Source organism: Gemella sp. zg-1178, assembly GCF_018790995.1.
Taxonomy (GTDB): Bacteria; Bacillota; Bacilli; order Staphylococcales; family Gemellaceae; genus Gemelliphila.
Window position 1 is genome coordinate 1 of record NZ_JAHKEI010000018.1, and the last position, 26,580, is coordinate 26,580.

28 protein-coding genes are annotated in these 26,580 nt (G+C 26.9%); 7 read left to right on the forward strand and 21 right to left on the reverse strand.

Annotated elements, in window-relative coordinates:
- Positions 1-163: 163 nt before the first annotated feature.
- From KMP12_RS05580 to KMP12_RS05600, 5 genes are all read right to left on the reverse strand, one after another.
- Entirely contained in the window at positions 164-1,117 is a 954-nt protein-coding gene (locus tag KMP12_RS05580) for a siderophore ABC transporter substrate-binding protein (protein WP_215756753.1), read from the reverse strand.
- 105 nt (positions 1,118-1,222) lie between these two features.
- A complete protein-coding gene (locus tag KMP12_RS05585; RefSeq protein ID WP_215756754.1) occupies positions 1,223-1,981 on the reverse strand; it encodes an iron ABC transporter ATP-binding protein in 759 nt (252 codons plus the stop codon).
- On the reverse strand, positions 1,968-2,930 hold the full coding sequence (locus KMP12_RS05590; protein ID WP_215756755.1) for an iron chelate uptake ABC transporter family permease subunit: 963 nt from the start codon (positions 2,928-2,930) through the stop codon (positions 1,968-1,970). The genes KMP12_RS05585 and KMP12_RS05590 overlap by 14 nt, the downstream gene beginning before the upstream one ends.
- The gene (locus KMP12_RS05595; RefSeq protein WP_252344719.1) at positions 2,920-3,918 is read right to left on the reverse strand and encodes an ABC transporter permease; all 999 of its coding nucleotides are present in this window, start codon (positions 3,916-3,918) and stop codon (positions 2,920-2,922) included. The genes KMP12_RS05590 and KMP12_RS05595 overlap by 11 nt, the downstream gene beginning before the upstream one ends.
- A gap of 94 nt (positions 3,919-4,012) precedes the next feature.
- On the reverse strand, positions 4,013-4,459 hold the full coding sequence (locus KMP12_RS05600) for a flavodoxin domain-containing protein (RefSeq protein ID WP_215756756.1): 447 nt from the start codon (positions 4,457-4,459) through the stop codon (positions 4,013-4,015).
- Between the two features lie 156 nt (positions 4,460-4,615).
- On the opposite strand from KMP12_RS05600, the gene KMP12_RS05605 reads away from it, so the two are divergent.
- The 4 genes from KMP12_RS05605 to KMP12_RS05620 are packed head-to-tail and all read left to right on the forward strand — an operon-like array spanning position 4,616 to position 8,079.
- Positions 4,616-5,059, forward strand: coding sequence for a MarR family transcriptional regulator (locus KMP12_RS05605; protein ID WP_215756757.1), 444 nt, complete (start codon positions 4,616-4,618; stop codon positions 5,057-5,059).
- 3 nt (positions 5,060-5,062) lie between these two features.
- Positions 5,063-5,746 (forward strand): metal ABC transporter ATP-binding protein, encoded by a 684-nt coding sequence (locus tag KMP12_RS05610; protein ID WP_215756758.1) that lies wholly within the window; start codon positions 5,063-5,065, stop codon positions 5,744-5,746.
- Between the two features lie 12 nt (positions 5,747-5,758).
- Positions 5,759-6,574 (forward strand): metal ABC transporter permease, encoded by an 816-nt coding sequence (locus tag KMP12_RS05615; RefSeq protein ID WP_215756759.1) that lies wholly within the window; start codon positions 5,759-5,761, stop codon positions 6,572-6,574.
- The gene (locus KMP12_RS05620) at positions 6,574-8,079 is read left to right on the forward strand and encodes a metal ABC transporter solute-binding protein, Zn/Mn family (RefSeq protein WP_215756760.1); all 1,506 of its coding nucleotides are present in this window, start codon (positions 6,574-6,576) and stop codon (positions 8,077-8,079) included. Before KMP12_RS05615 ends, KMP12_RS05620 begins: the two co-directional genes overlap by 1 nt.
- Positions 8,080-8,332: 253 nt before the next feature.
- Here the strand turns inward: KMP12_RS05620 and KMP12_RS05625 are convergent, their stop codons facing one another.
- From KMP12_RS05625 to KMP12_RS05685, 14 genes are all read right to left on the reverse strand, one after another.
- Entirely contained in the window at positions 8,333-10,357 is a 2,025-nt protein-coding gene (locus KMP12_RS05625) for a glycosyltransferase family 39 protein (RefSeq protein WP_215756761.1), read from the reverse strand.
- Positions 10,358-10,473: 116 nt separating this feature from the next.
- The gene (locus KMP12_RS05630; protein WP_215756762.1) at positions 10,474-10,611 is read right to left on the reverse strand and encodes a hypothetical protein; all 138 of its coding nucleotides are present in this window, start codon (positions 10,609-10,611) and stop codon (positions 10,474-10,476) included.
- Between the two features lie 47 nt (positions 10,612-10,658).
- Positions 10,659-10,847: a hypothetical protein gene (locus KMP12_RS05635; protein ID WP_215756763.1), complete on the reverse strand. Its 189-nt coding sequence runs from the start codon at positions 10,845-10,847 to the stop codon at positions 10,659-10,661.
- A gap of 33 nt (positions 10,848-10,880) precedes the next feature.
- The gene (locus KMP12_RS07730; protein ID WP_256442629.1) at positions 10,881-11,003 is read right to left on the reverse strand and encodes a hypothetical protein; all 123 of its coding nucleotides are present in this window, start codon (positions 11,001-11,003) and stop codon (positions 10,881-10,883) included.
- A gap of 668 nt (positions 11,004-11,671) precedes the next feature.
- The gene (locus tag KMP12_RS05640) at positions 11,672-12,565 is read right to left on the reverse strand and encodes a 1,4-dihydroxy-2-naphthoate polyprenyltransferase (protein WP_252344720.1); all 894 of its coding nucleotides are present in this window, start codon (positions 12,563-12,565) and stop codon (positions 11,672-11,674) included.
- Positions 12,566-12,830: 265 nt separating this feature from the next.
- Complete coding sequence (locus tag KMP12_RS05645) at positions 12,831-12,995, reverse strand: UPF0223 family protein (protein ID WP_215756764.1); 165 nt, start codon at positions 12,993-12,995, stop codon at positions 12,831-12,833.
- 9 nt (positions 12,996-13,004) lie between these two features.
- Positions 13,005-13,673 (reverse strand): response regulator transcription factor, encoded by a 669-nt coding sequence (locus tag KMP12_RS05650; RefSeq protein ID WP_215756765.1) that lies wholly within the window; start codon positions 13,671-13,673, stop codon positions 13,005-13,007.
- A gap of 85 nt (positions 13,674-13,758) precedes the next feature.
- On the reverse strand, positions 13,759-14,157 hold the full coding sequence (locus KMP12_RS05655) for a VanZ family protein (RefSeq protein ID WP_215756766.1): 399 nt from the start codon (positions 14,155-14,157) through the stop codon (positions 13,759-13,761).
- Between the two features lie 27 nt (positions 14,158-14,184).
- Positions 14,185-15,483 (reverse strand): 5-formyltetrahydrofolate cyclo-ligase, encoded by a 1,299-nt coding sequence (locus tag KMP12_RS05660; protein WP_215756767.1) that lies wholly within the window; start codon positions 15,481-15,483, stop codon positions 14,185-14,187.
- A gap of 95 nt (positions 15,484-15,578) precedes the next feature.
- Positions 15,579-16,055: a 23S rRNA (pseudouridine(1915)-N(3))-methyltransferase RlmH gene (gene rlmH / locus KMP12_RS05665; RefSeq protein ID WP_215756768.1), complete on the reverse strand. Its 477-nt coding sequence runs from the start codon at positions 16,053-16,055 to the stop codon at positions 15,579-15,581.
- Positions 16,056-16,143: 88 nt separating this feature from the next.
- Positions 16,144-16,905 (reverse strand): ABC transporter ATP-binding protein, encoded by a 762-nt coding sequence (locus KMP12_RS05670; RefSeq protein WP_215756769.1) that lies wholly within the window; start codon positions 16,903-16,905, stop codon positions 16,144-16,146.
- A gap of 3 nt (positions 16,906-16,908) precedes the next feature.
- Positions 16,909-17,790 (reverse strand): ABC transporter permease, encoded by an 882-nt coding sequence (locus tag KMP12_RS05675; protein ID WP_215756770.1) that lies wholly within the window; start codon positions 17,788-17,790, stop codon positions 16,909-16,911.
- Positions 17,791-17,797: 7 nt separating this feature from the next.
- On the reverse strand, positions 17,798-18,793 hold the full coding sequence (gene trpX, locus KMP12_RS05680) for a tryptophan ABC transporter substrate-binding protein (RefSeq protein WP_215756771.1): 996 nt from the start codon (positions 18,791-18,793) through the stop codon (positions 17,798-17,800).
- Between the two features lie 325 nt (positions 18,794-19,118).
- Positions 19,119-20,153 (reverse strand): MBL fold metallo-hydrolase, encoded by a 1,035-nt coding sequence (locus KMP12_RS05685; protein ID WP_215756772.1) that lies wholly within the window; start codon positions 20,151-20,153, stop codon positions 19,119-19,121.
- A gap of 270 nt (positions 20,154-20,423) precedes the next feature.
- On the opposite strand from KMP12_RS05685, the gene KMP12_RS05690 reads away from it, so the two are divergent.
- Genes KMP12_RS05690 through KMP12_RS05700 form a run of 3 tightly spaced genes read left to right on the forward strand, consistent with a single transcriptional unit; the run spans position 20,424 to position 22,660 of the window.
- Positions 20,424-21,158 carry an ATP-binding cassette domain-containing protein gene (locus tag KMP12_RS05690; RefSeq protein ID WP_215756773.1) on the forward strand — a complete coding sequence of 245 codons (735 nt, stop codon included), beginning with the start codon at positions 20,424-20,426 and terminating at the stop codon, positions 21,156-21,158.
- Positions 21,151-21,813, forward strand: a complete 663-nt coding sequence (locus KMP12_RS05695) for a methionine ABC transporter permease (RefSeq protein WP_215756774.1) — start codon at positions 21,151-21,153, stop codon at positions 21,811-21,813. The genes KMP12_RS05690 and KMP12_RS05695 overlap by 8 nt, the downstream gene beginning before the upstream one ends.
- A gap of 25 nt (positions 21,814-21,838) precedes the next feature.
- Positions 21,839-22,660: a MetQ/NlpA family ABC transporter substrate-binding protein gene (locus KMP12_RS05700; RefSeq protein WP_215756775.1), complete on the forward strand. Its 822-nt coding sequence runs from the start codon at positions 21,839-21,841 to the stop codon at positions 22,658-22,660.
- Positions 22,661-23,180: 520 nt separating this feature from the next.
- Here KMP12_RS05700 and secD read toward each other — a convergent pair.
- Together secD and KMP12_RS05710 are read right to left on the reverse strand one after the other, a co-directional pair.
- The gene (secD, locus tag KMP12_RS05705; RefSeq protein ID WP_215756776.1) at positions 23,181-25,472 is read right to left on the reverse strand and encodes a protein translocase subunit SecD; all 2,292 of its coding nucleotides are present in this window, start codon (positions 25,470-25,472) and stop codon (positions 23,181-23,183) included.
- Complete coding sequence (locus KMP12_RS05710) at positions 25,462-26,316, reverse strand: HAD family hydrolase (protein ID WP_252344721.1); 855 nt, start codon at positions 26,314-26,316, stop codon at positions 25,462-25,464. Before KMP12_RS05710 ends, secD begins: the two co-directional genes overlap by 11 nt.
- Between the last annotated feature and the right edge of the window lie 264 nt (positions 26,317-26,580).

The following is a 26,580-nucleotide window of genomic DNA, read 5'->3' on the forward strand; positions in this document are numbered from 1 at the left end:
ATGAGATGTTTGTTTCTAAATATTCTTTTACTACTTTCATTTTAAATTCTGTACTATATTTTGCCATTAAAAAACTGACCTCCTTTAGTTAGTTTTTAGGTCTAACTTTTGGGGGTCAGTTCAAAAGGTTGTCTTTTTTATTTTTTATCTATAACCTAAAACATTATTTAACTGCTTTTTCTACAATTTCTATCATTCTTTCAAATGAAGTTAAGCCGTCCGGTGCCAAATAAGCATATTGAGCTTCTAATTCATAGATTGCTCCGTTTTTACCAGCCGTTGTTGCTTTAACTAATTCATTATCTAAAGTTGTTTTTGCATTTGCATTTGTTTTACTTTTTACAACAGTATTTCTATCAACATAGAATATAATATCTGGATTTACTTTTGAAATATATTCGTAATTGATTTCTGCTCCGTGTGTACTTGCCTCAATATTAGCATCAGCTGCTTCAAAACCTAACAAGTTGTGAACAAATCCAAATCTACTTTTCGGACCAAAAGCAGTAATTTTTCCTTCGTTAGTCATAATTATCAATGCTTTTTTCCCAGATGCTTTTGCTTTTTCTGATACTTCTTTTATTTTCTTTTCAAATTTTACTTTATCAGCTGCAACCTTATCTTCAACACCAAATATTTTTGCAAACTCTCCATTGTGTTTAAACATTGTTTCAAAAGCATTTTCAGATTGTGCCTCAAAGTAAGCAACTGTTCCTAATTTTTTTAGTTCTTCTAAAAATTCTTTTTGACGTCCTGCTGTGAAAATTATATCTGCTTTTACTGTACTTGTTGCTTCATAATTTGGGTCTTTTAAACTTCCCAAAGTATCTTTGCCCTTAATCACATCATCTAAATAAGGTACTGATATTTTTGCTGTTGCTAAATTTTCTATTTTTATATTGTATCTTTGAATAAAATCTAATACTGCAACATCAAATACTGCAACATTCTTAGGATTTTTTGCTACTTCAACCTCTCCGTTACTTGTCATAATTTTAACTTTTGTTGCTTCTTGACTTGAAGAAGATGAATTTGATGAACTTGTTGAACAAGCAGTTAATGATAAAGCTACTGTAAGAGCAGCAAATGGTACTAATATTTTCTTGAATTTTTTCACTTTTAAAAATCTCCTTATAAATTAATAATATTTTTTATAATTTTTGTTTTATCAAATAAAATTATTTTCTTGAAATTATAAATTATTTTTCTAGTATTAAATAATTTATTTATAATACATACATATTCTGCAATTATTTACGGTATGAATATCCATGTCTAATGAATATATATCTTTTAATGTTTCTCTAGTTATTACTTCTTCATTAAGCCCTTGCGTAATTATGCTGCCATTTTTTAGGGCTATGACATTATCAGCGTAAACTGATACAAAATTTATATCATGAATTACAACTATTACTGTTTTTCCTTTTTCCCTAACTAACTTTCTTAGAACTTTCATTATTTTTACTGAATGGTTCATATCTAAATTGTTTAAGGGTTCATCTAAAAGTATATAGTCTGTGTCTTGTGCTATTACCATAGCTATATATGCCATTTGAACTTGACCACCACTTAATTCATCAAGAAATTTATTTTCTAAATGTTTTATATTCAAATATTCTAATGCTTCATCTATTTTTTCTTTATCCGCATCTGTTATTTTTCCTTTAGAATGTGGATAGCGACCAAAAGATACCAATTCCCTAACTGTTAGTCTTATATTTATATGATTAAATTGACTAAGTATGGCAATTTTTTTTGCTAATTCTTCTGTTTTCCATTCTGCAAGTTGCATACCGTCTATGATAACTTGACCCTTATCAGATTTTAATGTTCTTGCTATTATATTTATTAAGGTGCTTTTTCCTGCACCGTTACTTCCTATAAAGGCGGTAAATTTATTTTTTTCTATTTTACAAGTTACGTCAGCTAATACTCTTGTTTTTCCATAAGTCTTATTAATATTTCTAACCTCTAGCATTTTTTCTATTCTCCTTAATGACTAAGTATATAAAATATATTCCTCCAACAAAATTAATTATTATAGATACTGCTGTATCGTAGGCTAATATTTTTTCCATAATAAGCATTGCAGAAACTACCAATATTACACCTATTAGACTAGCACATATAGTTTTGTAAATATGCTTATAGGTAGGTAAAAAATGTCTAGTTATACTCACAATAATTATTCCTAAAAAAGTCATAGGGCCTACTAAAACTGTAGATATACTTATAAGAACTGCTATTAATGAAAAAATAATCTTAACCAATAAAGAATGATTAAGTCCTAAAGATATAGATGTCTTTTTCCCAAGTGAGATAACATCTAACTTTTTCATAAAAAATAAGGAAAAAATTATTACTATTAATATAAGGACAGCAGAAATATTTAAGTACACATAGCCTATGGTATTAAAACTTGCAAAAATTTTACCCTGTAAAATTAAAAATTCATTCGGGTCTAAAAGTACCTGCATAAAATTAGACAGGGACGAAAAAAATCCTCCGAGTATCATACCACATAGAACTACCATATTAACATTTGCTGATAATTTTTCAAATAGTAGTACATAAACTATTACTGAAAAAATTATCATTAAAAGTAAAGAAGAAAAAAATTCTGCCATTGTAGACATTTTTTTTAAGGAGTGCGAACCTATAAAAAAAATTACTAAAGTTTGTAAAAATATATATACACTTTCTAAACCCATAATACTTGGTGTCAATATATTATTATTTGTTACGGTTTGAAATGCTACTGTTGAATAACCAGTAGCGTAACAAACTAAAACTATTGCTAGCATTTTTTTTAATCTTAGATTAAATATATATTCTGATTTTAAATCAAAAAAAATATAAAAAGAAATGAGAAATATAGCTATAAAACCCAGTATTAATAATTTTTTAATTATTTGTTTATCCTGCATAATTTTTTCTCCTTAATAATATAAATAAGAAGATAAAACTTCCCAAAACTCCTACAACTACACTTATTGGTACTTCATAAGGCATATATATCACTCTTCCTAGCATATCACACAATAGTAAAAAATAAGAACCTACTAGAGCCGTATCAAAAATTGTTGATTTTATGTTATCACCCTTGAGCATACTAACTATATTGGGAACTATCAAACCTATAAAAGGTATGCTCCCTATCATTACAACAACTATTGCAGTAGTAGCAGAAATTATCATCATACCCAAACTCAAAATTTTATTCTGATTTAAACCTAAAGAAGTTGTAACTTTTTCTCCTAAACCAGATATGGTAAATAAATTGGCATAAATATATACTAAAATTAATAAGGGCAGACCTAGATAAAGTATTTCATAATTTCCTTTTGAAATTAGAGAAAAATTTCCCTGCAACCAGGAAGAAATATTTTGAATTAAATCAAATTTAAAGGCAAAAAATGATGAGATACTACCTACTACTCCCCCAAGCATTATTCCTATTAAAGGAACTAATAAATTATCTCGTGTTTTTATTATTCTTATTAATTTCATAAAAAAGAAACTTCCAAACATACCAAAAATCAAGGCGACTGATATTTTTAGAAGACTACCAGCATCATGAAAAAATAATAAAACTACTAAAACTCCTAATTTACACCAATCCATTACTCCTGTTGTTGATGGCGATACAAATTTATTATTTGCCATAGTTTGCATTACTAGACCATTTATACTCAAAATACTAGCAGTAACTATAATACTCATTAATCTAGGAATACGACTTAGTAATAATATTTGTATATCATCACTTTGACCTTTTAGAAGATTTATAAAACTAAAATCTTCAACCCCTATCGTTAAAGAAAAAATTGAAATAAGAAAAAATAAAATTATCCAAAAACTTCTTTTTTTATAAATACGCATCAACTCCCAAAATAAATTGATAATCATTATCATTAAAAATATTATACCATATTCTAAAAAAAGTAAACTACTTTTTAAATTAGTAATTAAAATAAAAAAGACAGAATAAAATATTCTGTTCTTAATTTTATAAAGCGGCTGAAAAATCTTCGATAAATTTATCAATATTTTCAAAATCTTCGTCGCAGTCTGCTTCTATTTCAATTTTTAAATTTTTTGTAGGGTTTATCGCACCAGTTTTTTTAATTTGTTCATCAAATTGGTCAACACAAACACAATATTCATCATAAATTGTATCTCCCGTTCCAATAACTCCAAATATTTTTCCTTTTAAATTTAAATCTAAAATGCCTTCAAACAATTCTTCCATTTCATCAGGCAAATCACCTTCTCCGTAAGTGTATGTAGCAATAATAAATGCGTCAGATTCTTCTAAAATAGAAAAATCGTCCATATCTTCTACAAAGTACATTTGAATATCTAAATTTTTCTCTTCTTTAAATTTTCCAACAATTAATTCACTTAAGGCTTCTGTATTTCCTGTTAAACTAGCATAAACTAAGTTTATATTCATTAATTTATCCCCCAAAAATTTTCTAATAAATATTATTATAATTGATAATATCTTTCAAGTAAAGCTAATTTATATTTATCTTGAAATAAATGTATTGAAATTTTAAAAAAACAATGATATAATTAACCAGTTAATTAATTATTTTGGAGGTTATGTATGGAAGACATTGCACATAAAATTGAAAACACACTTAATGAAATAATAATTCATTCAGGAAATCAAAATGAACTCTTAGTAGGCGAATGTTTTTGCAACCACAATTATACAAATACACAAAAACATATATTGATGATTTTAAAGAATGAAAATACAAATAATAAGGACTTAGCTAAAAAATTAAATATAAGTCAGGCTGCCGTTACTAAAGCCATAAAATTATTACTCGAAGAAAATATGTTAATAGCAGAAAAAGATAATAAAGATGGCAGAATTTTACGCTATAAACTTTCTAAAGAAGCTCTTGATGTTGCAACAGAACACGAAAATCACCATCAAAGAACTATTAATTCTTACAAGCAAATATTAGAAAATTATAATACGAGTGAAAAAGAAATTATTAGCAAATTTCTTGCTGATCTTATTAAAAATATTAGGGGTTAAAATATGGAATATATTTCAGTAAAAAATTTATCTTTTAACTACGACAAAGACCCAGTATTAGAAAATGTAAATTTTCATATCAACAGTGGAGAATTTGTAACAATTACTGGAGAAAATGGTGCAGCCAAAACTACTCTTGTAAAAATTTTAATCGGGATTTTAAAAATAAAAAATGGCATTATCAATATTGCTAAAAAAAATATTAATAATGAAGAACTGACCATATCATATCTTCCCCAACAAATAGCAAGTTTTAATTCTGGTTTTCCTTCTACCGTTTATGAATTTGTAAAGTCAGGTCTTTACAGAAAAAATAGTTGGTTCAAAAAATTTACTAGTAAAGAAAAAGAAAATATCCAAAAAAATTTGGACTTGGTTGGAATGTGGAATAAAAAAGATGAGAAAATTGGTAATTTGAGTGGTGGGCAAAAACAAAGAATAATTATTGCAAGAATGCTGATGAGTGATGCCGATATTCTTATATTAGACGAGCCAACAACAGGTATGGACGAAAAAACTAGAAATGATTTTTACAATATGCTAAGTGATAAAGTAAATCAAGACAAAAAAACTATCATAATGATTACTCACGATAACGATGTTGTCGATAGATTTGCAACAAAAAATATTCATCTTTGCAAAACCGATACAAATTCTTGGTGCTGTAAACTTCATATAAAAAATTAAATAGGAGACTCTATGTTAAGTATATTAAAGTATGAATTTATACAACAAGCTTTACTAGCTGTAATTGCAATGAGTATCTTTGCTCCTATCTTAGGAACATTTTTAATACTTAGACGGCAAAGTTTATTAAGTGATACACTCAGTCATGTATCTTTAGCAGGAATTGCACTAGGTGTTTTAATAGGATTTTCTCCTACCTATGCAACAATTACAGTGGTAATAATTGCTGCCATTTTCTTAGAATATCTGCGAACTATTTATAAAAATTTTATGGAACTTGGAACAGCTATTTTAATGTCAACAGGACTTGCAATAGCTATGGTTGTTATGAGCAAAACATCATCAAGTAGCCTAAGTTTAGAGCAATATTTATTCGGTTCTATAATTACAATTAATATAAATCAAGTTATTTCATTATTTCTTATTGCTCTAATTATCATATTTCTTACAATATTATTTTTTAGACCTCTGTATATTATGACCTTTGATGAACACATATCTTTTTCTGAAGGACTTAATATTAAATTAACATCTACACTATTTAATATTCTTACTGGTGTCGCTATTTCCTTAATGATACCTGCAGTTGGTGCCTTATTAGTTTCAACAATAATAATCCTACCAGCAAGTATCTCCCTAACAATTAGCAAAAATTTTAAAAGTGTTATATTTAGTGGTATTATAATATGCCTTCTTGGTATGATAGCAGGAATATTTATATCTTATTATGCAGAAACCCCAGCAAGTGCAACCATAACATTAATATTTATAACAATATTCATAGCAATTAATTTAACAAATAAAATAAAACACAAAGGAGTTATCTAATGAAAAAATTATTATTAACTATTATATCAATATTTACTATCTTACTGACTGCCTGTGGCAATGCAAAAGAAAATAACAAAACAAATATTGTTACTACCTTCTATCCTATTTATGAATTTACAAAACAAATAGTTGGAGATGAAGCAAATGTTGAATTACTTATACCAGCAGGAACAGAAGTTCACGATTTTGAACCATCAACACAGGATATGGTAAAAATTAAAGAAGCATCCGCTTTTATTTATGAAGATGATAATATGGAAACTTGGGTCGAAAAAGTAATAAAATCTCTTAATAAAGATGAAAATCAAATAATTAAAGCAACTAAAGATCTAGTATTATTACCTGTAGAGGAAGAAGAACACGAACATCATCACTCAGAAGAAGGACATCATCACGAATTTGACCCTCACTTGTGGCTATCTCCTTATCGTGCTATAAAATTAGTAGAAAATATCAAAGCAGGCTTAATAAAAAATTATCCCGACAAAAAATCAGTATTTGAAAAAAATGCAAATACTTATTTAGAAAAATTAAAAGCCCTAGACAAAGAATATACAGAAAAACTATCTCAAGCAAAACAAAAATATTTTGTAACGCAACATACTGCTTTTTCATATCTGGCACTTGATTACGGATTAAAGCAAGTAGGTATTACAGGAATATCAGCAGACAAAGAACCATCAATAGCAAGATTAGAAGAATTAACTAAATACATAAAAGAAAATGAAATTAAATATATCTACTTTGAAGAAAACGCCAAAAAATCTATTGCTGAAACCCTAGCAAAAGAAACTAATGTTCAACTATCTGTTCTTAATCCACTAGAAAGTTTAACAAAAGAGCAGGTTGATGCTGGTAAAGACTACATATCTATTATGAAAGAAAATTTGGCAAATCTTGAAAAAACTACTAGCCAAAGCGGAAAAGAAATTTTACCAGAAAATAGTGAAGCAGAAACTGAAAAAACTGTTCATAATGGTTACTTTAATAACAGTGACGTTAAAGACAGAGACTTATCTGACTATTACGGAGAATGGCAATCTGTTTATCCATATCTAGTAAATGGTGATCTAGACCAAGTATTTGACTATAAGGCTAAAAAATCTCAAACAATGACTGCTGAAGAATATAAAAAATATTACAATACAGGATATAAAACAGACGTAGAAAAAATAGTAATTAAAGATAATACTATGGAATTTTTTGTAAATGGACAAGCTAAAAAATTCACTTACAAATATGTAGGGAAAAAAATTCTAACTTACAAAAAAGGAAATAGAGGGGTTAGATTCTTATTTGAAGCGACTGATGAAAATGCAGGAAATTATAAATATGTACAATTTAGCGACCATAACATAGCTCCTATTAAAACTAACCACTTCCATATTTTCTTCGGTGGTCAAAGCCAAGAAAAATTACTAGAAGAAATGGATAATTGGCCTACTTATTATCCAGCAAAACTTAGTGCATTTGAAATAGCACAAGAAATGATAGTAGACTAATAAAAAATAGATTATATTTAAAAATAAAATCTATCAAATAATTTGAAAATACTTTTTAATTTAATGACTATACTTCTTATGATTTATAGTCATTTTTCTATAAACAAATTTTTTACATAAAAATTCTCCATAAGTAGATTTGCTTATAGTTTTGCTACTCATGGAGAAAAATATTTTTTTATAATTTTATATAGAATTTATTTTAATTAGTAAAATACTTAAAATAAAAAATTTTATTTTTAAGATTAGTATTTTAATACCACCATAATTTTTCATATCTACGCCCAATTTGCAATGCCAAATCTTTTTTGCCCTGCTCTAGCCCATTAATATACATACTACCACTTGTATACATATCTAACATTTCATTTGGCACACTAGAAATTACAATACTGCCATTATTTACATTTTCTACTTGTGAAAATTTTATACTATACTCACCCACTGGCAATTTATCAAAATACCAACGTAAAGTATAAGTCTGTAAAGGTAATTCCCAATAAAGTTCTCGATAAATAAATATTTTTTCTCGAACAGTTTTATTTGTAGCCTTGTCTATAATTTCTACCCTATACTTAGAATTATTATTTTCATCATAAGCCGAAATATACCCCCTAACGTAGCTAAAATCCATAGTTGCCTTAAAGGTCTGTTCAACAGTCGTATCCTTATTGACCCTAACTATACCATCTCGTAAATAATTATCTGTCGCATAGATACTAATACCATTTATTACTCTCGAATCATAATCTAGATTCATAGAATAACTAGGTCTTAAAAAACTATCACTAACTAATTGAATAGAAAATACAAAAGCAAATGCTAGGAGTAATTTTTTCCTGTACTTGCTGAATATGGTTGTAGAATTTTCCTCTACAAATATAGTAATTCCCTTTATTGCTAGTATAAAGATTATAGGCATCCAAGCATAAACATAACGGGGTTTTGCTTCCCAAATCAAATGAAATACAAAAACACCGAATATAATTATTTGGAATAAAAAGCCAGATGTAATATACTCTTTTCTTCGCTTATAGATGTAATAAACCATCATAAAGATAATTACATCATAGATAAATTGAGAAAGATAGATAAAGAAACTATTATTACTACCGTAAAATAATTGCCAAAGAAAACTATCTCCCTCTCTTAATGCCCTAGTTCCATTAGTATAATTAATAGTTCCATCACTCCAATTCCCCCTAATTTTCAGAATAAAAACTAATAAATTTAAGAAAATTGGTCTGTGAAATACCCTATTTAAAAATAAAGTTAGGTCATCTGTCATCTTATTTTGACTTAGATAGGTATATTGAAAATCTTGCCAATTATAACTACCTCCCTGAATACTCATTCCCATAGTTACCCAGTGCATCATAGGAAATTTATAACCCTCATCTATAAAAAAGCCGTAATGGCTCCAAATAGCATCAAAAATTTTACCGAACACAAAAAATGATAACCCAAAAGTAAGTAATAGTAATAATAATTTTTTATACCATTTGAAAAATAATAAGTATATTATCAAGGCTGGAATAATTATAATAATATTAGAGCGTAAATTCCAGCCAAACCCTACTATTAAGGCTACTGCTATAATGTGTTTATTCTTAAAAATAAAGCTACCATCTGAAGGAATTAGCACATATATTATAAGAGAAACTAATACCACCATAAATGTATCAGAATAATAAAATAAACTATACATTTGAAATGGTATATAGACCAGCATTAACAATAAAATAAGTGTTTGCTTTGGTTTATCCAGTAACTTTCCTGCTGTTTTATAAGTAAAATACATGGCTATTGATGTTGATAAAAAGCAAAATAAGTGCAGGGCAAGAACTTCTGAAATATGCAAAATACCAGCAATACGATACAACCAATATAAAATTATTGTTGGATTAATATTATTAGGATAAACTAAAAAATAGCGTTCTCCCGAAAATCGCCCATAATTTAGCATATAATGAGCTTCATTTTCTAACTCAGCACCGTCAGAAAAATTTAAAGTATCCATAGATAAAATTATGGCTTGAAATATCAAATATGCTATTACAATAAATTTATTATATTTTTTTAACTTTTCATCATCACTAAACAATATCTTTCTTGCTACATAAATAATTCCCATAAAAGTTAGTGGTATTCCCAATAACAAGGCTAGAGGATTTAATATTCTTTCATAAACAAAGGGTGCTACACTTATCCAAATAAGAGCAAGTGAAAACAGACAAATAAAAGTATAGGAAAAAATATTGTGTAATATTCTTCTCACTACTATCTCTCCTTAACTAAAAACTTCTTTATAAATAATTTTGGAGATATTTTTAATATAACTCTCTTAAAAAAACTATTAAATTTAAAATAATTATATCTATCGCTAATAATATTTTATACAATCTTATTTATTTCTATATTATTATCTTGACTTAAAATATCCAAATACAAGTAGGTACATAAATATCGTAATTCACTAGAATTTTCTTTTTCCAAAGCAAAATCTTCTATCTTATCAATAGTTTTCAACATACACATACTATTATTTTCAATAATAATTTTATTATCCTAAAATTTATTTATTTTTTATAAAAATTAGTAGTCTTGACTAAAGAAATTTCTTTAGCATCATTAAAAATTTTAATATTAAAACATATATTATCTTTTTCAAAAATTTCTGTATTAAATTCTAAATTATAGATACTTAAAAATTGTTTTTTAATAGCATAACTTGCTAAAGTGTAATCTATTAAATACTTTTTATCCAAAATTTCTTTTGAAAAAAACTTTATTCCATTAGTTTAAGTATTTTTAAACTCATTATTAGAACCCTTTATTAAAATTATATCACTGTCATTTTTACTAATTTCTTCTGCAATAGCTAATAAATAATTATCTTTTATTTTATTAATTTCTTCTTGCAAAAAATAAGGTGTCTAGCTTTGCACAATTTATACCTATATTTTTAGAACTTAATTTTGAACTCAGCTGTTTTTTTATATAATTAATATTTTCTAAATTTTTAAATTTTTCATATACACTCTCAATTTCAAGATTATTTACATAATCAACAATAATAATCTCAAACTCATTATAACTTTAATTTAATAAATTATCTATCTGTATTTATTAAATTATCTTGTTTACGACAAGAATTTAATATAATTGATATTTTATATTTATGATTTGACAATTTAATTTTTTACTAATATTTCATCATTTACAAGTACAGTATCAAAAAAATATCTTTTGTAAAATTTAGGTTCCTACCCATTAATATAACCCCTTACATAAATATAATACCTTAATTATTAATAATTGATTGCTACAATTAGTCTTAGTCTATTATACCCTAGCTAAATACTTAATTGCAAATTATTATATGACAAATTTTTTGTTTTATTAAGCACTATTTAGCAAATTACTTTACCACTAGATACAAAATATAGTTTTCTATTTTGATGCGAAGATTAATAAAAAATAATTTTTTAATTAATTACTCAGTATAGTATTCAAATATAGTATTCAAATTCCAGATATGCTTAGCTTAAATAACTGTTTAGATCCCATCGTTTTAAAAAATAATAATAAATTAAATTATATAATTTAAAATATAGGCCAGACTTGTTAGTAAGCCATAAGCAATAGTTAGTTGTGCACTTAATATCATATAGGGAGCCATCTTTTCTTTTGTTATATTATTTTTCAAACCAGCTATTATATTTATTGCTAAGGGTATCGTTAAAAATATAAGCAAATTATAAAAAGAAGCATATTTTATCAAAACGAATAATAGACTTAGTATGTACACTAATAAGTAGGAAAAAGCCATTACTTTTATAGCTCTGTTTTTACCAACAATAATAGCAAAAGTTTTTCTGCCTGATACTTTATCATTATCTAAATCCCTAATACTATTAGCCATCAACATGTTGCCTATTAAAATAAACATAGGTATAGATATTATCAGCACATCTAAATTAATGAAACTAGTTTGTAAATAATAGGAAATAACAATAATCATTGTTCCCATAAAAAACCCAGAAACTATCTCTCCAAAAGGAGAATAAGCTATTGGATATTTACCTCCAGTGTATATATATCCAACTAACATACATATAGAACCAACTAATAATAGATACATACTTGTATAAAATGATAAAATAACACCTAAAATAAATGCTATACAATATAATAAAACAGCCTCCATAAATACTTCTTTAGCACTTAATTTGTTTTTTACAATTGAACCAGCTATACCTTGGGAATCAATTTTATCAAGCCCACTTTTGTAATCATAGTACTCATTAAATAAATTAGTTCCAGCTTGTATTAATAAGCAAATCAACAAAAAAAGTGTAAAATTAATAAAATTAAACTTTTCTATATAAAATAATGAAAAACTACTTCCTATAAAAATAGGTGCGAAAGTTGCTGGGAAACTGTAGGGTCTCGTAGCTAAAAAATATTCTCTTAATTTTTCCATATATATATCTCCTTTCAACATTAAAAAATAAATTATAAAGAATAAAAATTTGCCAACAGACAATTATAAATTAAAGTCTATATCATTATAAAACTGTAGCAATACACGATCAGTTCCTATACTATAAATTATAACATAAATAAATTTTATATTCAATATTTTTAGTAAAATAATTTTTGTAACTTCTTTATTTTAATTTGTTAAATAATCATAAAAATTCTTAATTTCATTATATAATTATATTTTTCAAGCCATTATTTTCTTCTTACTTTGCCCTAACAATATTTTTAAATTCTTTATAAGTTTTTTTATAGCGTTCAAGCTCCACACCTGAAGTGTAGCATTCTTCTACAATATCTAAAAATTTAATAATTGTAGCCAACTCTTCTGCTGAATATAATTCATAATCTATTGGATAAACAAATTCCATTATAATCTCCTATGCTAAAGAATAACCTATTCCACGAATTGTTTTTATATAGTTTTCACAGCCTACTTTTTTTAATTCCTTACGCAAGCCAGAAATATAAACTTCTATGGCATTCATGGTAGTTTCTGAATTTACTCCCCAAACCCTATCAAAAATTTCTTCTTTTTTTAGAATAATATTATTATTTAAAATGAAAAAATATAGCAAGTCTAAGTATTTTCCTTTTATATTTTCTAATATTTCATCATTGTAGTAAGCTGTTTCATTAAGTATATCAACTCTTATATTACCGTAACTTATGGTATTAGTATCTTTTTGATTTTTAAATCTTTGCATAAGATTATCTATTATTATTAAAAATTCTTCTTTGCTTCCACTCTTGAAAAAATATTCCGCTAAAGCGTAATCTATAATTTCTAATTTATCTTCAACACTAGCAGAAAATGTTAATACTGCTGTTGGTATATTCAAATTCCACTCTTTTAATTTTTTTAAAAGTTTTATTGCATTAACCTTAGGTAAGATACTATCTATAATTATTAAATTATATTTATTTTTTTTTACTTTTTCTAATCCTTCTTCTCCGTCATAACAAATTTCTGATTCAAATTTTTCAGAAATAAAGCTAGCTATTCTTGCGGCGAGTAACTTATCATCTTCTATTATTATAGCCTTCAATATTTTTCTCCTTTTTTTAGTCATAATACATTTTACAATTTTTTTCAGAAAAGTACAAATAAAAACAGTAAACTTTAAAAATATTTTAAATCTTAAAAAAATTTTTTAAAATAGTAAAAGTAAAAATACCAAGCATTCCTCCTATGCTATCAATAAAAACATCAGTAATATTACCACTTCTATTTGGAATAAATAATTGATGAACTTCATCACTAATAGCATATAAGACTACAAACAATAGACTGTAAACTATGTATTTTTTTTTATTTGTAAAAAAATATTTTGTAGTCGCTAAAAAAGAACTGAAAAAATAACCTAAAGCAAAAAATTCGCTAAGATGTCCTAGTTTTCTTATAAAAAGTGTATTAGAAATTTTTTCGGACTGGCTACCACTTTGATTTGAAAAATAAAAAATAATAGCACATATTAACAAACTTAAAAATAGAGAAATTTCTTTACTATGTAAAAATTTTATTAACTTCATTATAATTCTATCTCCTGTTTCAAAGTTTTAAACATCAATATAGCCAAAACTAAATTTAGAACCTGAACGAATGATTTTTTTTAAACCAAAACTTTCAAAAACAGCATCTAAATTGTGGGCTTTTATAATAACTTTCTTCCTCGCAACTCTTTTCATTTCTGCTAACACTTCAGCTCTTATCCCGTCAAAACAAGCCAGCTTATCAAAAACTGCTATATTATCAGAATCCTTGATATTATTAGAAAACATTGGGTCGGCATAGACTATATCATAGGAATTATCCTCACATTTTTTTAAAAATTCTAAGCTATCAATATTGAGAGTTTTTATTTTTCTAAGTGCCTTATCTATTTCTAAATTTCCTGAAGAAAAATTATTCAAACCACAAGAAACTATAAAATGAATTATTTTACTAGCTTCTAAGGACGTAACCCTATGACCGAAATAGCTAAGAACGATACTATCCCTAGCTAGACCCATAGTAATATCTAAAATTTCTTGATTTTTTTCTCCTATTATGTCTAACAGGGGTTCTGACTTATTTTTAATTCTTAACATGGCTGTATCTATATGGAAAAATAATTTTTCTTCCTTCTGATTAACATAGAGAATTTTATCCTTATAGACAAGCATAGCATTATTATATTTAGATAAAAATTGCCTAAGTGTCAATTTTTTTCTTTCTGCATAATCAACTTCAAAATAATTAGCAATTTCTTTCGCCCTTGAAATTATTTTATCATCAGTTTTTATATTAGTAGTTACGACAAAATTTTCATGGGTATTTATAAGTCTATTTTCTGTAATTACCATATCTACTTTTTTGTCATGTTCTTCCAAGGGGATATTTTCTGCCAGCATATTTTCGTAAGCTAAACCCAGGCTGAATTTGAAATCTCTACTCGAAAAATATTTATCATAATAGCCCTTGCCATAACCTAACCTATATCCATTTTTATTAAAAACTACTGACGGAGTTATTACCAAATCTATTGACCCGTAATAATATTTTTCAGACCTAGGTTCTAAAACTCCAAAATACCCTTTGCTCAAATCAGAAACAGAAAATATTTCTACTAATTCCATTTTTCCTTTTACTATTTTGGGAACAAAAATTCTTTTTTCTTTTATATATTTTTCTATTAGTAATACTGTATTTATTTCCGAACCAAAACCGACATAAATAAATATTTTTTTTGCCAGTTTAAATCTTTTAAAATTTTCTAATCTCTTAAAAATTTCTTTGTCAGCTCTCTTGCGATATTCTTCAGACAAACTATTTCTTTTTTCTATAAACTGCTTTCGCAATAAAATTTTATCAACCATTTAAAACACTATCCTTTTTATTTATAAATCACTATAAGGTAAAATTTCCTAAATACTCTAATTTTTTATTTTCTAAAATTTAAAATCTATGTTTTTTATTTGTGATAGGGTTCTTTTTTTATAATTTTAAAGGCCCTGTATATCTGCTCTAAAAGTATTACTCGCATAAGTTGATGAGTAAAGGTCATCTCACTGAAAGATAAGCTATAATTACTACGTTTTCTTACACTCTCACTAAGTCCGTAACTGCCACCTATTACAAATACCAAATCACTATTACCTGTTATTGCTAAATTTTCTATTTTGCTAGCTAAATTTTCACTAGATAAAGATTTACCCAAAATTTCTAAACTTATAACAAATTGAGTGTCCTTAATTTTCGATAAAATATTTTTTCCTTCTTTTTCCTTGGCTATCTCTATATCCGCATCATTTTCAACCTTTACCTTCTCGTCATTAATTTCAAGAATTTGTAACTTTGCATAAGAGGATAAACGTTTTTCATATTCTTTAATTGCATCACGATAAAATTTTTCTTTTATCTTGCCAACACATAAAATTGAAATTTTCATTATTACACTCCAATAATTTTATATTACATAATTATACCACAATAAAAAAAGAATGAACCATATAATATAGTTCATTCTAAAATTAATCTTATAATTCATCTAAAATATTATAAATATCATTTCTTGTTAAAACTTCTTTTTCTTCCTTATTAAAATCTTTGATAATTTCTCCTTGATTAAGAACAATTAATCTATTTCCATACTTGAGTGCATCTTGTATATTATGGGTAATCATCAGTGCCGTTATATTTTTATCCTTAATTTTTTTATCCGTAATATCCATTATAATTTTTTGAGTTTTTGGGTCAAGTGCTGCCGTATGTTCATCAAGAAGTAGCAAGTCCGGGTTTTTAATTGTTGCCATGAGTAAAGAAATAGCCTGTCTTTGCCCGCCAGATAATAAACCTATTTCTGTATGCAATCTATTTTCTAAACCTAAATTTAAAGAAGATAACTGTTCTGTAAAATATTTTTTATTTTCTTCAGTAACTCCTAATTTTAAACCTCTTTTTTCTCCTCGTCTATATGCCAAAGCCATATTTTCACAAACTGTCATTCTAGGTGCAGTACCATAAAGAGGATTTTGAAAAACTCTGCTTATATACTTAGCCCTTTTATGCTCACTCATAAGACTAACATCAATATTATTTATAAAAATTTTTCCACTATCGACCAAAAAATTTCCTGATAAAGCATTTAATAAAGTTGACTTGCCTGCTCCATTCCCACCGACTATGGTAATAAAATCTCCCCTATTAATTTTTAAATTAATATTTTTTAAGGCGTGATGCTCCCTATTAGTATTTTTAAAAAAAGTTTTATTTACATTATTAATTTCTATAAAATTCATATGCTAATTTCCCTTTCTAGTCTTAAAAATATTATTTTTAAACTGGGGCAAGGTTAAAAATATGGCTATTATTAAAGCTGTAATTAATTTAAAATCATTAGCTTCTAATATTTCTAGTTTTAAAACTAGAACCAAAAGTAACCTGTAAATAATTGCTCCACAGACTGTATAAATTAATCTTTCTATAAAAGTTACATCTCCAAAAATAACTTCTCCAATTATAATTGCAGCTAGGGCTATTACTATAACACCTATACCACTATTAACATCAGCATAACCATTATTCTGTGCCAAAATTCCTCCAGCAAAAGCTATAATTCCATTAGATAACATCAAGCCTAAAATAGTCATAGCTTTGACAGAAATTCCAAGTGATGATGCCATGTTAATATTATCTCCGGTCGCAATTAAAGACTGCCCTAATTCTGTTTTGAAAAATAATGCCATTATTAAAATTACTATACTAGAAAAAATAAGTCCTATTATTATAATATTGTAACTTTTTGGTAAGTTAAATTTTTCTAAAAAAGTAAAAATTGTATTGTTAGATAATATATTAAGATTAGGTCTTCCCATAATTCTTAAATTAACAGAAAGTAAAGCCGTCATAGTTAAGATACCTGCAAGCAGACTAGGAATTTTACAAACCGTTATTAAAAAACCTGTTACAAAACCTGCAAGCATACCAAAAATAATTGAAATTAAAATTGCTATATAGGGATTTATACCATGACTTATAGCAACAACAGCAACACAAGCCCCCAAAGGAAAACTACCTTCTGTAGTCATATCTGCTATATTTAAAATTCTAAAACTTATAAACAAACCTACTGACAATATTCCCCATAATAAACCCTGAGAAATTGCCGATATTAATATTTCCATATAAATATTATTCTCCTACTACTATTTCTGCCTTATTTTTTATTTCATCTGGAATAGTAATTCCTAATTCTTTTGCTTTTTTGTTATTCAAATAAATAATTCCATCATTAGCAAGTACGATTGCCTTGTCTTCTGTTTTAGCACCCTTTAATACTTCAATTACTACTTTTGCAGTTTCAACACCTATCTTGTATTGGTCAACTCCTATTCCTAAAAGTCCTCCATCTTTTACCATAGTATCGGCAGATGGAAACACTGGAATTTTATAGCTATCCGTTACTTTTACAACAGTAGCCATGGCACTAGCTATGGTATTGTCAATCGGAACAAAAATTGCATCAACACTACTAGCCACACTTTCTGTAACTTGTTGAATATCATTTGTATTAACAACAGATTTTAAATTAACTTCTAAATTCATCTCTTTAGCTAGTTTTTCAGCTTCTTTTGCTTGTTTTGTAGAATTATCTTCACTTGCTGTATAAATTATTCCTACTTTTTTCATATTAGGTAAAACTTTTTTCATTATTTCTAATTGTTCTTTTATTGGAGTTCTATCACTTACTCCCGTTATATTGTTGCCAGGCTTGTTCTCATTTTTTATCAAACCAGCTTCCACAGGATAAGTTATTCCCCCCATAATAATCGGAATATTTTTTGTTTCATTAGATAAAGATAAGGTCGCAGGAGTAGTTATACCCACCAAAATATTATTTTTATCAGCAACTAATTTTTTACTCATTGCTGCTAAATTACTTTGGTCGCCCTGAGCATTTTGTAAATCTATTTCTAAATTCTCTCCAATTTTATAGCCTTGTTTTTTTAATTCATCTTCAAAACCTTTATAGATACTATCAAGGGCTGGATGACTTAGTAATTGCAATACTCCTATTTTTACTTTCTTGTCATCTACTTTTGTTTTATCTTCTGACTTATTAAAATATAAAGCCACTAATAAAATTATTGCTAAAGCTGCTAAAAATATTTTCCCTTTTTTATTCATTTTGTTTTCTCCTTAATTGATAAAATTTTATATAAAAAGACCACCTAATTGTATCTATTGGTGGTCAAAAAAACCACGCAGATATATTTTAAATAATCTACGTGGTTTGCTATATTTTTATTTATCTTCCACATAGATACAATTTTACAAACACTTGTAAGGCTGTATCTATGCTGTAAAAAACGCAAGAAACAACCTGTATCTAGTGGCTTTGCCAACGAGTATTTAATTTTGTAACTCTATACAGATTCATAATCCTTTACGCTCCTTTAATTTATTTACGCCTAAAGTATAGCAAATTAAAAAATATCTGTCAAGCTAATTTTTAATTTTTATCAAACCATCTTTCATAATTAAAATTTAAGTTATCTAAGTATACTACATCTCCTATTTTCATAGTTACTAAATTAAGTTTAAATTCTTCTTTATTTAATCTTGTAATTTCTTTTAAGGGTTCATTCCATTCATGAACTGATAATTTAAATTTTGAATTATGTATTGGTACTACTACTTGTGCATTAATATCTTTTGCTGCTTGTAAAGTTTCTTTGGGAAACATATGAGAATATTTCCACAACTTATTATACTGACCATTTTCCATAAAAGCTAAATCAAATTTTACATACTTCTTGCCAATTTCTTTAAAATGTTTGCCGTAAGCACCATCTCCACCTAAAAATATATTTTTAGTTTGATATTTTAAAACGTAGGATGTCCAAAGGCTTTGATTAGGTTTTAAAAATCTGCCTGATGAATGATGTGTCGGTTCAGATGTAATTGTAAAATTTTCACTTAATTCAAAACTTTCATACCACTCAAGTTCAATAATATTTTCTTTTTTATAACCCCAATAAAGAAAATGCTCTGACACTCCCAAAGGAAGAATAACCTTACCGACCTTATTTTTTAATTCGAGAATAGTTTTATAATCTAAATGGTCGTAGTGGTCATGAGTAATTATTAAATAATCGACATAGGGCATCTTATCCGATTTATAATATTCTGTTCCAGCAAATTCTTTAACATTATTCGGAAGCGGAGAGGCATTTCCACTAAAGACGGGGTCAACTAAAAATTTAATTTTTCCAAGATTAAGCAAGTATGATGAATGTCCAAACCATATAAAATAATCTTTTTTATCGTTTAAGGTAAATAAATTAGTTTCTGTTATGGGTATTCTTGCAGGAATTGTATTAACACCTTTGCTAAAAAATGATTTTAATACATCAAACATACTAACACCTTCTGTTAAAACTGGTTTTTCTTCTAAATTTCTAAATTTATTATTTTTATAATAAGGTGAACCCTTTATTCTTTTTTTCAAATTCCTCTTAGGTAATTTTCCAAATTTTTTAAACATAAAATCTTCTCCTAATAAAACAAATAAAAATTTTATTTTGAATTTTAGAAAAATATTATACTTTAAAAACAAGGAATTGTAAAATTTCAATGAAAAAATTTTTATCAAAATAAACTAATACAGATAATTATTTTTAGCTGATACAGATTTTAAAACTCTTTTATTTCATATCTTTTCGATGTATTATTAAATTTTAAAAAATAAGCAACAATAAAATTTATATATTGAAAATCATAAAAAAAAATGTTATATTATTGTCGGAGGATAAATATGGTAATTCAAATAAAAAATATTTCTAAAAATTATCCTAATTCTAATTTTCAAATAAAAAATATTTCTTTTGATATAAAGAAAAATGATGTTTTAGGATTAATTGGAAGTAACGGAAGCGGAAAAAGTACAATTTTAAAAATGATAAACGGTTTGGTTTCTTATGACGAGGGACAAATTATTTATAATAATAAAAATTTAGACCAAATGAACGAAAAAGAATTAAGAGAAATGAGAAAAAATGTCGTCTACATCTTTCAAGATAATAATCTTTTAGACGGAAAAACTGTTTTTTATCACCTATCATTAATCTATAAACTAAATAAAGAAAAAGTAAATGAAGCTGAAATCAATAAAATTTTAAAATTTATGAACATAGAAAATTTAAAAAATATTACTTGCAGAAATCTTAGTGGCGGACAAAAACAAAAAGTTGCTATCGCAATGGCACTTTTACAAAATCCAAAAGTTATTTTGTGTGATGAAATAAGTTCTGCCCTTGATAGTAGTAGCGAAAAAGAAATTTTTGATTTACTTATAAAACTGAAAAAAACTACTGATATTTCTATTGTTTTAATTTCTCACAACCTATCAATACTAAAAAATTTCTGCGATAAGGTCATACTGTTAGGAAATTCTACCATAAAAGAAATTATTATTCCTAATAAGAGTGAGAATATAGACTATGAAAAAGACTACTTTAAACACGTAAAGGAGTTTTTGCTAGATGATTAATTTAATAAAAGAAAATTATGATAATATTGTAAAAGCCTTTTGGGAAACAAATTTTATGCTCTTTGTTTCTATGAGCATTTGTTTATTACTAGCCATACCACTCGGCATTTTATTATTTTCACTAAATAAAAAATATTTACTATACAATCAATTTGCCTACCAAACTTTGAGTATTATATTAAATATGTTAAGAAGTGTACCCTTTTTAATATTTATTTTTATTCTAATACCCATAAGTAGATTTTTATTCGGAACAGCTTTTGGAAATTTAGCTGCTACCCTACCACTTACACTGGTATCAATTAGTATTTATAGTAGATTTGTTGAACAAGCCTTACTAAATATTCCAAATAGAATTATAGATAGGGCTATTAGCATGGGAGCTACAAAGTTACAAATGATACGTTATTTCTTAATACCCTCTATAAAAATAGATTTAATCCTATCATTCACTTCAGTAGCAATAAGTATTTTATCATACTCAACCGTTATGGGCGTTATTGGAGCTGGAGGTCTTGGTGAATTTGCCTACCGCTACGGCTATCAAGATTACAACTACCCCTTAATGTATCTCTTAGTTATTGTTTTTATTGTTTATGTTTATATTATTCAAAATATTGGTTATTTTATAGCTAACAAGGTTTCTAAAAAATAAAATTATTTTCAAATAGGAGATTACAATGAAAAAAACATTCACTATAATAACAAGCATATTAGCTTTAGTTTTAATTTTTACGGGTTGTTCATCAAAAACATCAACAACTTCTAATGAGAAAAAAACAATAAAAGTAGGTGCTGCGAATATTAAGGTTGTTACTGACATACTAGAAGCATCAAAAGAAGACTTAGCAAAAGATGGTTACACACTAGAAATAATTAATTTTTCTGACTATAAACAACCAAATGACGCCTTAAATAATAAAGAAGTAGATGCTAACTTCTTCCAACACAAACCATTTATGGACGCTTACAATAAGGGGAATAATGCCAAATTAGTTCAAATTCAAAAAATATATGACTTTACAGGAGCCTTCTACGGTAAAAATATAAAAAATATATCTGAATTAAAAGACGGAGCTGATGTGGCCGTTCCTTCTGATGCAACTAACCTAGCTCGTGCTTTAAGACTTCTTGCTAAAGAAAAAGTTATAAGCCTTAAAGACCCTAACAGCTACACAGTAACAGAAGCTGACATCACAGCTAATCCAAAAAATATTACTTTTACAAAAGTAGCCTTACTTAACCTTAACGAAGCCTACAACGAAAAAGATTTAGCTTTTAACTATCCTGATAAAATATCTAAATTAAGTTTAAATCCTGTTGATAATGGAATTATTAAAGAAGATGTAAAAGACCAAGAATACTACGCTCTTTCTTTAGTTTCTCGTGAAGACAACAAGGATTCAGACGGAGTTAAAGCCCTTAAAAAAGTTCTTACTAGTGCAAAAGTTAAAAAATTATTAGAAGAAAAATACAAAGGTATTTATCACGCATCATTCTAATATCTAGTTAAATATAAATAATCAATAAACAATAATATAGACAAACCCAACTTGAAAAAGTTGGGTTGTTTGTTATTTAAATTAATCTTAGGTTAAAAATAAAATGCTATATCCTCATAAGAATTAAAATGATTTTTCACCAAAATAAAATTTAATATTTTCCAAATTAGATTGTAAAAATATTTTTATTCATCTTGCATGCCGATAAAAATAATAAAAATATTTTTTTCTGGTTCAAATTAAGATATAAAAAATATTTGTATTACGTTACTCTTCCAATGAAAAATAATAAAAAATATTTATATTTTGCTAGCCTCCCAACAAAAAATAGTAAAAAATATTTTTCTTAATATTAATGAGTAAACTCTCAAAAAATAATTTAAAATACTTATTTTTATAGGCAAGCAAAAAATATTTTATATATATTAAAATATTTCTTCAAATACATAGTGATAAAAATTTACAAAAAAATATTTAGTGCAGATTTTTATCCACACTAAATATATAACTTAATCTTTTCTTAAACTAAAACTTTATGATTTTCAGCTCTTTCCTTGGCTGTTGCTTTTTGTTTAACTTCTATTTTTCCTTTTTTCTTAAGTTCTATTACCTTTAATAAAGCCCATAATTGAGAAGCCACAAATAGTGATGAGTATAGACCAAAGACTAAACCGATCAATAGGGCAATATTAAATGTAAAGATAGCTTTACTTCCTATCAGTAACATTACAACAACTGTTATAATTACCGTAAGAACTGTGTTTATTGAACGAACCAAAGTTTGACGCAAAGAAACATCTACCACTCTATAAATTTGTTCCTTTGATTTTATAACTTTTTCATAACGCATATGTTCTCTTATCCTATCAAAAGTAACTATTGTATCATTTATAGAATATCCCACTATTGTTAATACAGCTGCTATAAAAGTAATATCAATTTCTAAACGCAGGATACTTGCAATAAATATAATAACTGCTACGTCATGAAGCAGGGCTAAGATACTCGTAAAACCCATTCTCCATTCAAAGCGAAGTGCTACGTAAATTATTATTCCGATAGAGGCATAGATAAGAGCAAACATGGCATTTTTAGCAAGTTCCTTACCAATAACTGGCGATACTACACTTAAGTTTGCATCTTTTTGATATTTTTTAGTAAAATATTCTTTTATTTCTATGACTTTTCCTTGTTCAAAACTTTCTTTGGAATGAATTGTCGCTTGTTTTTTATCAGGTGATAAAACTATTTTTTCTTCTGTAATTTTTATATTATCTAAATCACTTTTAATTTCTTCTGTTGTTAATTCGGTATTTGCTAAAACATCTATCCTAGTACCACTAGAAAAATCAATACCTAAATTTAATTTAAAGACAGATAAAGAAATAATACCTGCAACCATTATTGCTATACTTAAAGCAAAAAACTTTTTCATATGCTTAGTAAAATTCAAACCATCAAATTTTGTTGGCAAGTCTAATGAATTTAAAGGTATTTTACTTTCAACTATATTATCTTTAGAAACTCCAAACCACCAAGTTTTATTGTTAAATATATTTGAATTCACTAACAAACTAAGTAATAATCTTGTTCCGAATACTGCAGTAATAAAACTCACTAATATTGTCAGTAACAACATAGTTGCAAAACCTTTTACACTACTTGTACCAAAAATAAATAATACTATGGCTGCTATGACTGTTGTAATCTGTGAATCGAATATTGTCCATAAAGATTGTTTTGCTCCGTCTGTATAAGCCTTTTTCAGACTGTAACCTGCTGAAATTTCTTCTTTAATTCTTTCGTACATTATGATATTAGCATCAACTGCCATACCAACACCCAAGATAATAGCTGCTATACCAGGTAAGGTTAGAACACCTGAAATTAAATTGAAGAATATTATTACTATATAAACATAGGCTACTAACATTACACTGGCTACAAAACCAGGCAGCCGATAAACTACTAGCATAAATAAGAAAATTAAACCTAGAGATACTATCCCAGCAAGTACCGTTTGATTTAATGCGTCAACACCAAATTGAGCTCCAACAGAGTTAGAATATATTTCAGTTAATTTTACAGGTAAAGCACCAGAATTAAGTAGAGCTGCTAGTTCTTTTGCAGACTCAACAGTAAAATTACCAGTTATTTGAACATCTTTTGAATTAATTGTTTGTGTAACTTGCGGTGCTGAAACAAATTTTGGAGAAGCTTTTTGAGCTTCGGCTGCATAGCTATCCCCCTCTTCAAAATCCATCCAGATTACCATAAGATTTTTACCTAAACCTCTTTTGCTAATTTCTGATGTTACATTCCCAAATTTATCAGCATCTTTTAATTTTAGAGTTACCATTGGTTTTGACTGCTGGTCGAAAGCTTGAGAAGCACCGTTTTCTTGCAGGTCTGAACCGTCTAATAATATATTATTTTCAACATCACGAATAGTTAGACTAGCTTGTGTTGATAAAACTTTTCTTGCTGTTTCTTGGTCTTTTACTCCAGCTAGTTCGACACGAATTCTATTGCCAGATTCTACTGTTATTACAGGCTCACTTACCCCTAAAATATTTATACGACGGCTAATTGTATCCGAAGTAGCTTTTACAGCATTCTCATCAATTACATCTCCTGATTTAAGTGGCTCTACTTGATAAAGAACTTCAAATCCTCCTTGTAAGTCCAGACCTAAATTCACCTTATTAATATTAGGTTTATAAGTTAAAAAGACACTGGTTAAAATAATTACAACTAGAGCGAAAAAGGTAAAAATTCTACTTGCTTTTCGCTGATTTTTTCTATTTCTCATTTGTAGTTTCTCCTAATTTATTTACATATTCTTCAAGATATTTTAAAACTGAAAAATCATTATTATTGCCGATTACTAAGTGGCACATTTTTTTTATTTCATCTCTTGCATTAGATGGGCATATAGCAGTTCCTGCAACCTTTAACATTTCTATGTCATTAAGATTATCACCAAAAACAACAGAATCTTCAACAGAAATATTATAATACTTAGCTACACGTTTAATTCCCTCTGCCTTGCTAGTACCTTTTGGCACCATATCAAAAAAGTGTGTGGCTGAAAACGTTCCCTCTAAGTCAAATTCTTTTTTTACTTCTTCATAAATTTTTTCTAGCAAGTTATGATTTTTTGATGACATCATCACCTTATAACATTTGTCCTTATTTCTTGCTATGGCAGATAAAATATCTTCTTCTATACATACTGGCGTTTTATATTTGGCGTTTGTTTCTTCTTCAACCCTTTTTATCCTAGCTACATTAAAAGATATTCTATCACAATATATATAGTTTGGGCTGTATATGTGTAGTTCAACACTTCCGTCTGTAAGTTCTAAATATTTTTTATGAATTATGGATATTTCTTTATCGGTAAAGGGATTTTCATATATAACTTCACCAGTTGCTTGATTTCTGATAAAACTACCATTACAAGCAATAGTAACATCATTCAAACCCATATCATGATAATAATTTCTAACTGCTATATCTGCTCTTCCTGTAGCTATTAAAAATTTAATTCCGTGTTCTTGTAACTTTTCTATTACTTTTTTTGAATTTGGACTTATTTCTTTTTCATCATTTAAAAAGGTTCCGTCCATATCTGTTACTACAACTTTTATCATACAATTTTCTCCTTCTTTTGTCATTAGGGGGTGCAAAGCCGTCTTAGGGGGTGCAAATTTTAATCCTCCTTATTAACTTTTATATTATATCAAAAACTATTGTTTTATTCCACATATTAAAGTAACCAGATCATATTAGTAAATTATATAATTAAGTTAGCCAGTAGTACAAAAAAAGCATCTCATAGGATATACTTTTAGTAACTACAAAAAAAGGATACCAAGAGATGCAAGAACATTATAACACAAAAGGCAAACACATTA

Excerpts from the sequence above, each read along its gene's own strand:
- KMP12_RS05630 (WP_215756762.1), bottom strand. The coding sequence starts at position 10,611 with ATGTTGAAAACTATTGATAAGATAGAAGATTTTGCTTTGGAAAAAGAA.
- KMP12_RS05690 (WP_215756773.1), top strand. The coding sequence starts at position 20,424 with ATGGTAATTCAAATAAAAAATATTTCTAAAAATTATCCTAATTCTAAT.
- KMP12_RS05640 (WP_252344720.1), bottom strand. The coding sequence starts at position 12,565 with ATGGAAAAATTAAGAGAATATTTTTTAGCTACGAGACCCTACAGTTTC.
- KMP12_RS05585 (WP_215756754.1), bottom strand. The coding sequence starts at position 1,981 with ATGCTAGAGGTTAGAAATATTAATAAGACTTATGGAAAAACAAGAGTA.
- KMP12_RS05670 (WP_215756769.1), bottom strand. The coding sequence starts at position 16,905 with ATGAATTTTATAGAAATTAATAATGTAAATAAAACTTTTTTTAAAAAT.
- trpX (WP_215756771.1), bottom strand. The coding sequence starts at position 18,793 with ATGAATAAAAAAGGGAAAATATTTTTAGCAGCTTTAGCAATAATTTTA.
- KMP12_RS05620 (WP_215756760.1), top strand. The coding sequence starts at position 6,574 with ATGAAAAAATTATTATTAACTATTATATCAATATTTACTATCTTACTG.
- KMP12_RS05600 (WP_215756756.1), bottom strand. The coding sequence starts at position 4,459 with ATGAATATAAACTTAGTTTATGCTAGTTTAACAGGAAATACAGAAGCC.
- KMP12_RS05590 (WP_215756755.1), bottom strand. The coding sequence starts at position 2,930 with ATGCAGGATAAACAAATAATTAAAAAATTATTAATACTGGGTTTTATA.
- KMP12_RS05700 (WP_215756775.1), top strand. The coding sequence starts at position 21,839 with ATGAAAAAAACATTCACTATAATAACAAGCATATTAGCTTTAGTTTTA.
- KMP12_RS05595 (WP_252344719.1), bottom strand. The coding sequence starts at position 3,918 with ATGATAATGATTATCAATTTATTTTGGGAGTTGATGCGTATTTATAAA.
- KMP12_RS05655 (WP_215756766.1), bottom strand. The coding sequence starts at position 14,157 with ATGAAGTTAATAAAATTTTTACATAGTAAAGAAATTTCTCTATTTTTA.
- KMP12_RS05710 (WP_252344721.1), bottom strand. The coding sequence starts at position 26,316 with ATGATAAAAGTTGTAGTAACAGATATGGACGGAACCTTTTTAAATGAT.
- KMP12_RS05685 (WP_215756772.1), bottom strand. The coding sequence starts at position 20,153 with ATGTTTAAAAAATTTGGAAAATTACCTAAGAGGAATTTGAAAAAAAGA.
- KMP12_RS05605 (WP_215756757.1), top strand. The coding sequence starts at position 4,616 with ATGGAAGACATTGCACATAAAATTGAAAACACACTTAATGAAATAATA.
- KMP12_RS05610 (WP_215756758.1), top strand. The coding sequence starts at position 5,063 with ATGGAATATATTTCAGTAAAAAATTTATCTTTTAACTACGACAAAGAC.
- KMP12_RS05645 (WP_215756764.1), bottom strand. The coding sequence starts at position 12,995 with ATGGAATTTGTTTATCCAATAGATTATGAATTATATTCAGCAGAAGAG.
- KMP12_RS05660 (WP_215756767.1), bottom strand. The coding sequence starts at position 15,483 with ATGGTTGATAAAATTTTATTGCGAAAGCAGTTTATAGAAAAAAGAAAT.
- secD (WP_215756776.1), bottom strand. The coding sequence starts at position 25,472 with ATGAGAAATAGAAAAAATCAGCGAAAAGCAAGTAGAATTTTTACCTTT.
- KMP12_RS05615 (WP_215756759.1), top strand. The coding sequence starts at position 5,759 with ATGTTAAGTATATTAAAGTATGAATTTATACAACAAGCTTTACTAGCT.
- KMP12_RS05695 (WP_215756774.1), top strand. The coding sequence starts at position 21,151 with ATGATTAATTTAATAAAAGAAAATTATGATAATATTGTAAAAGCCTTT.
- KMP12_RS05675 (WP_215756770.1), bottom strand. The coding sequence starts at position 17,790 with ATGGAAATATTAATATCGGCAATTTCTCAGGGTTTATTATGGGGAATA.
- rlmH (WP_215756768.1), bottom strand. The coding sequence starts at position 16,055 with ATGAAAATTTCAATTTTATGTGTTGGCAAGATAAAAGAAAAATTTTAT.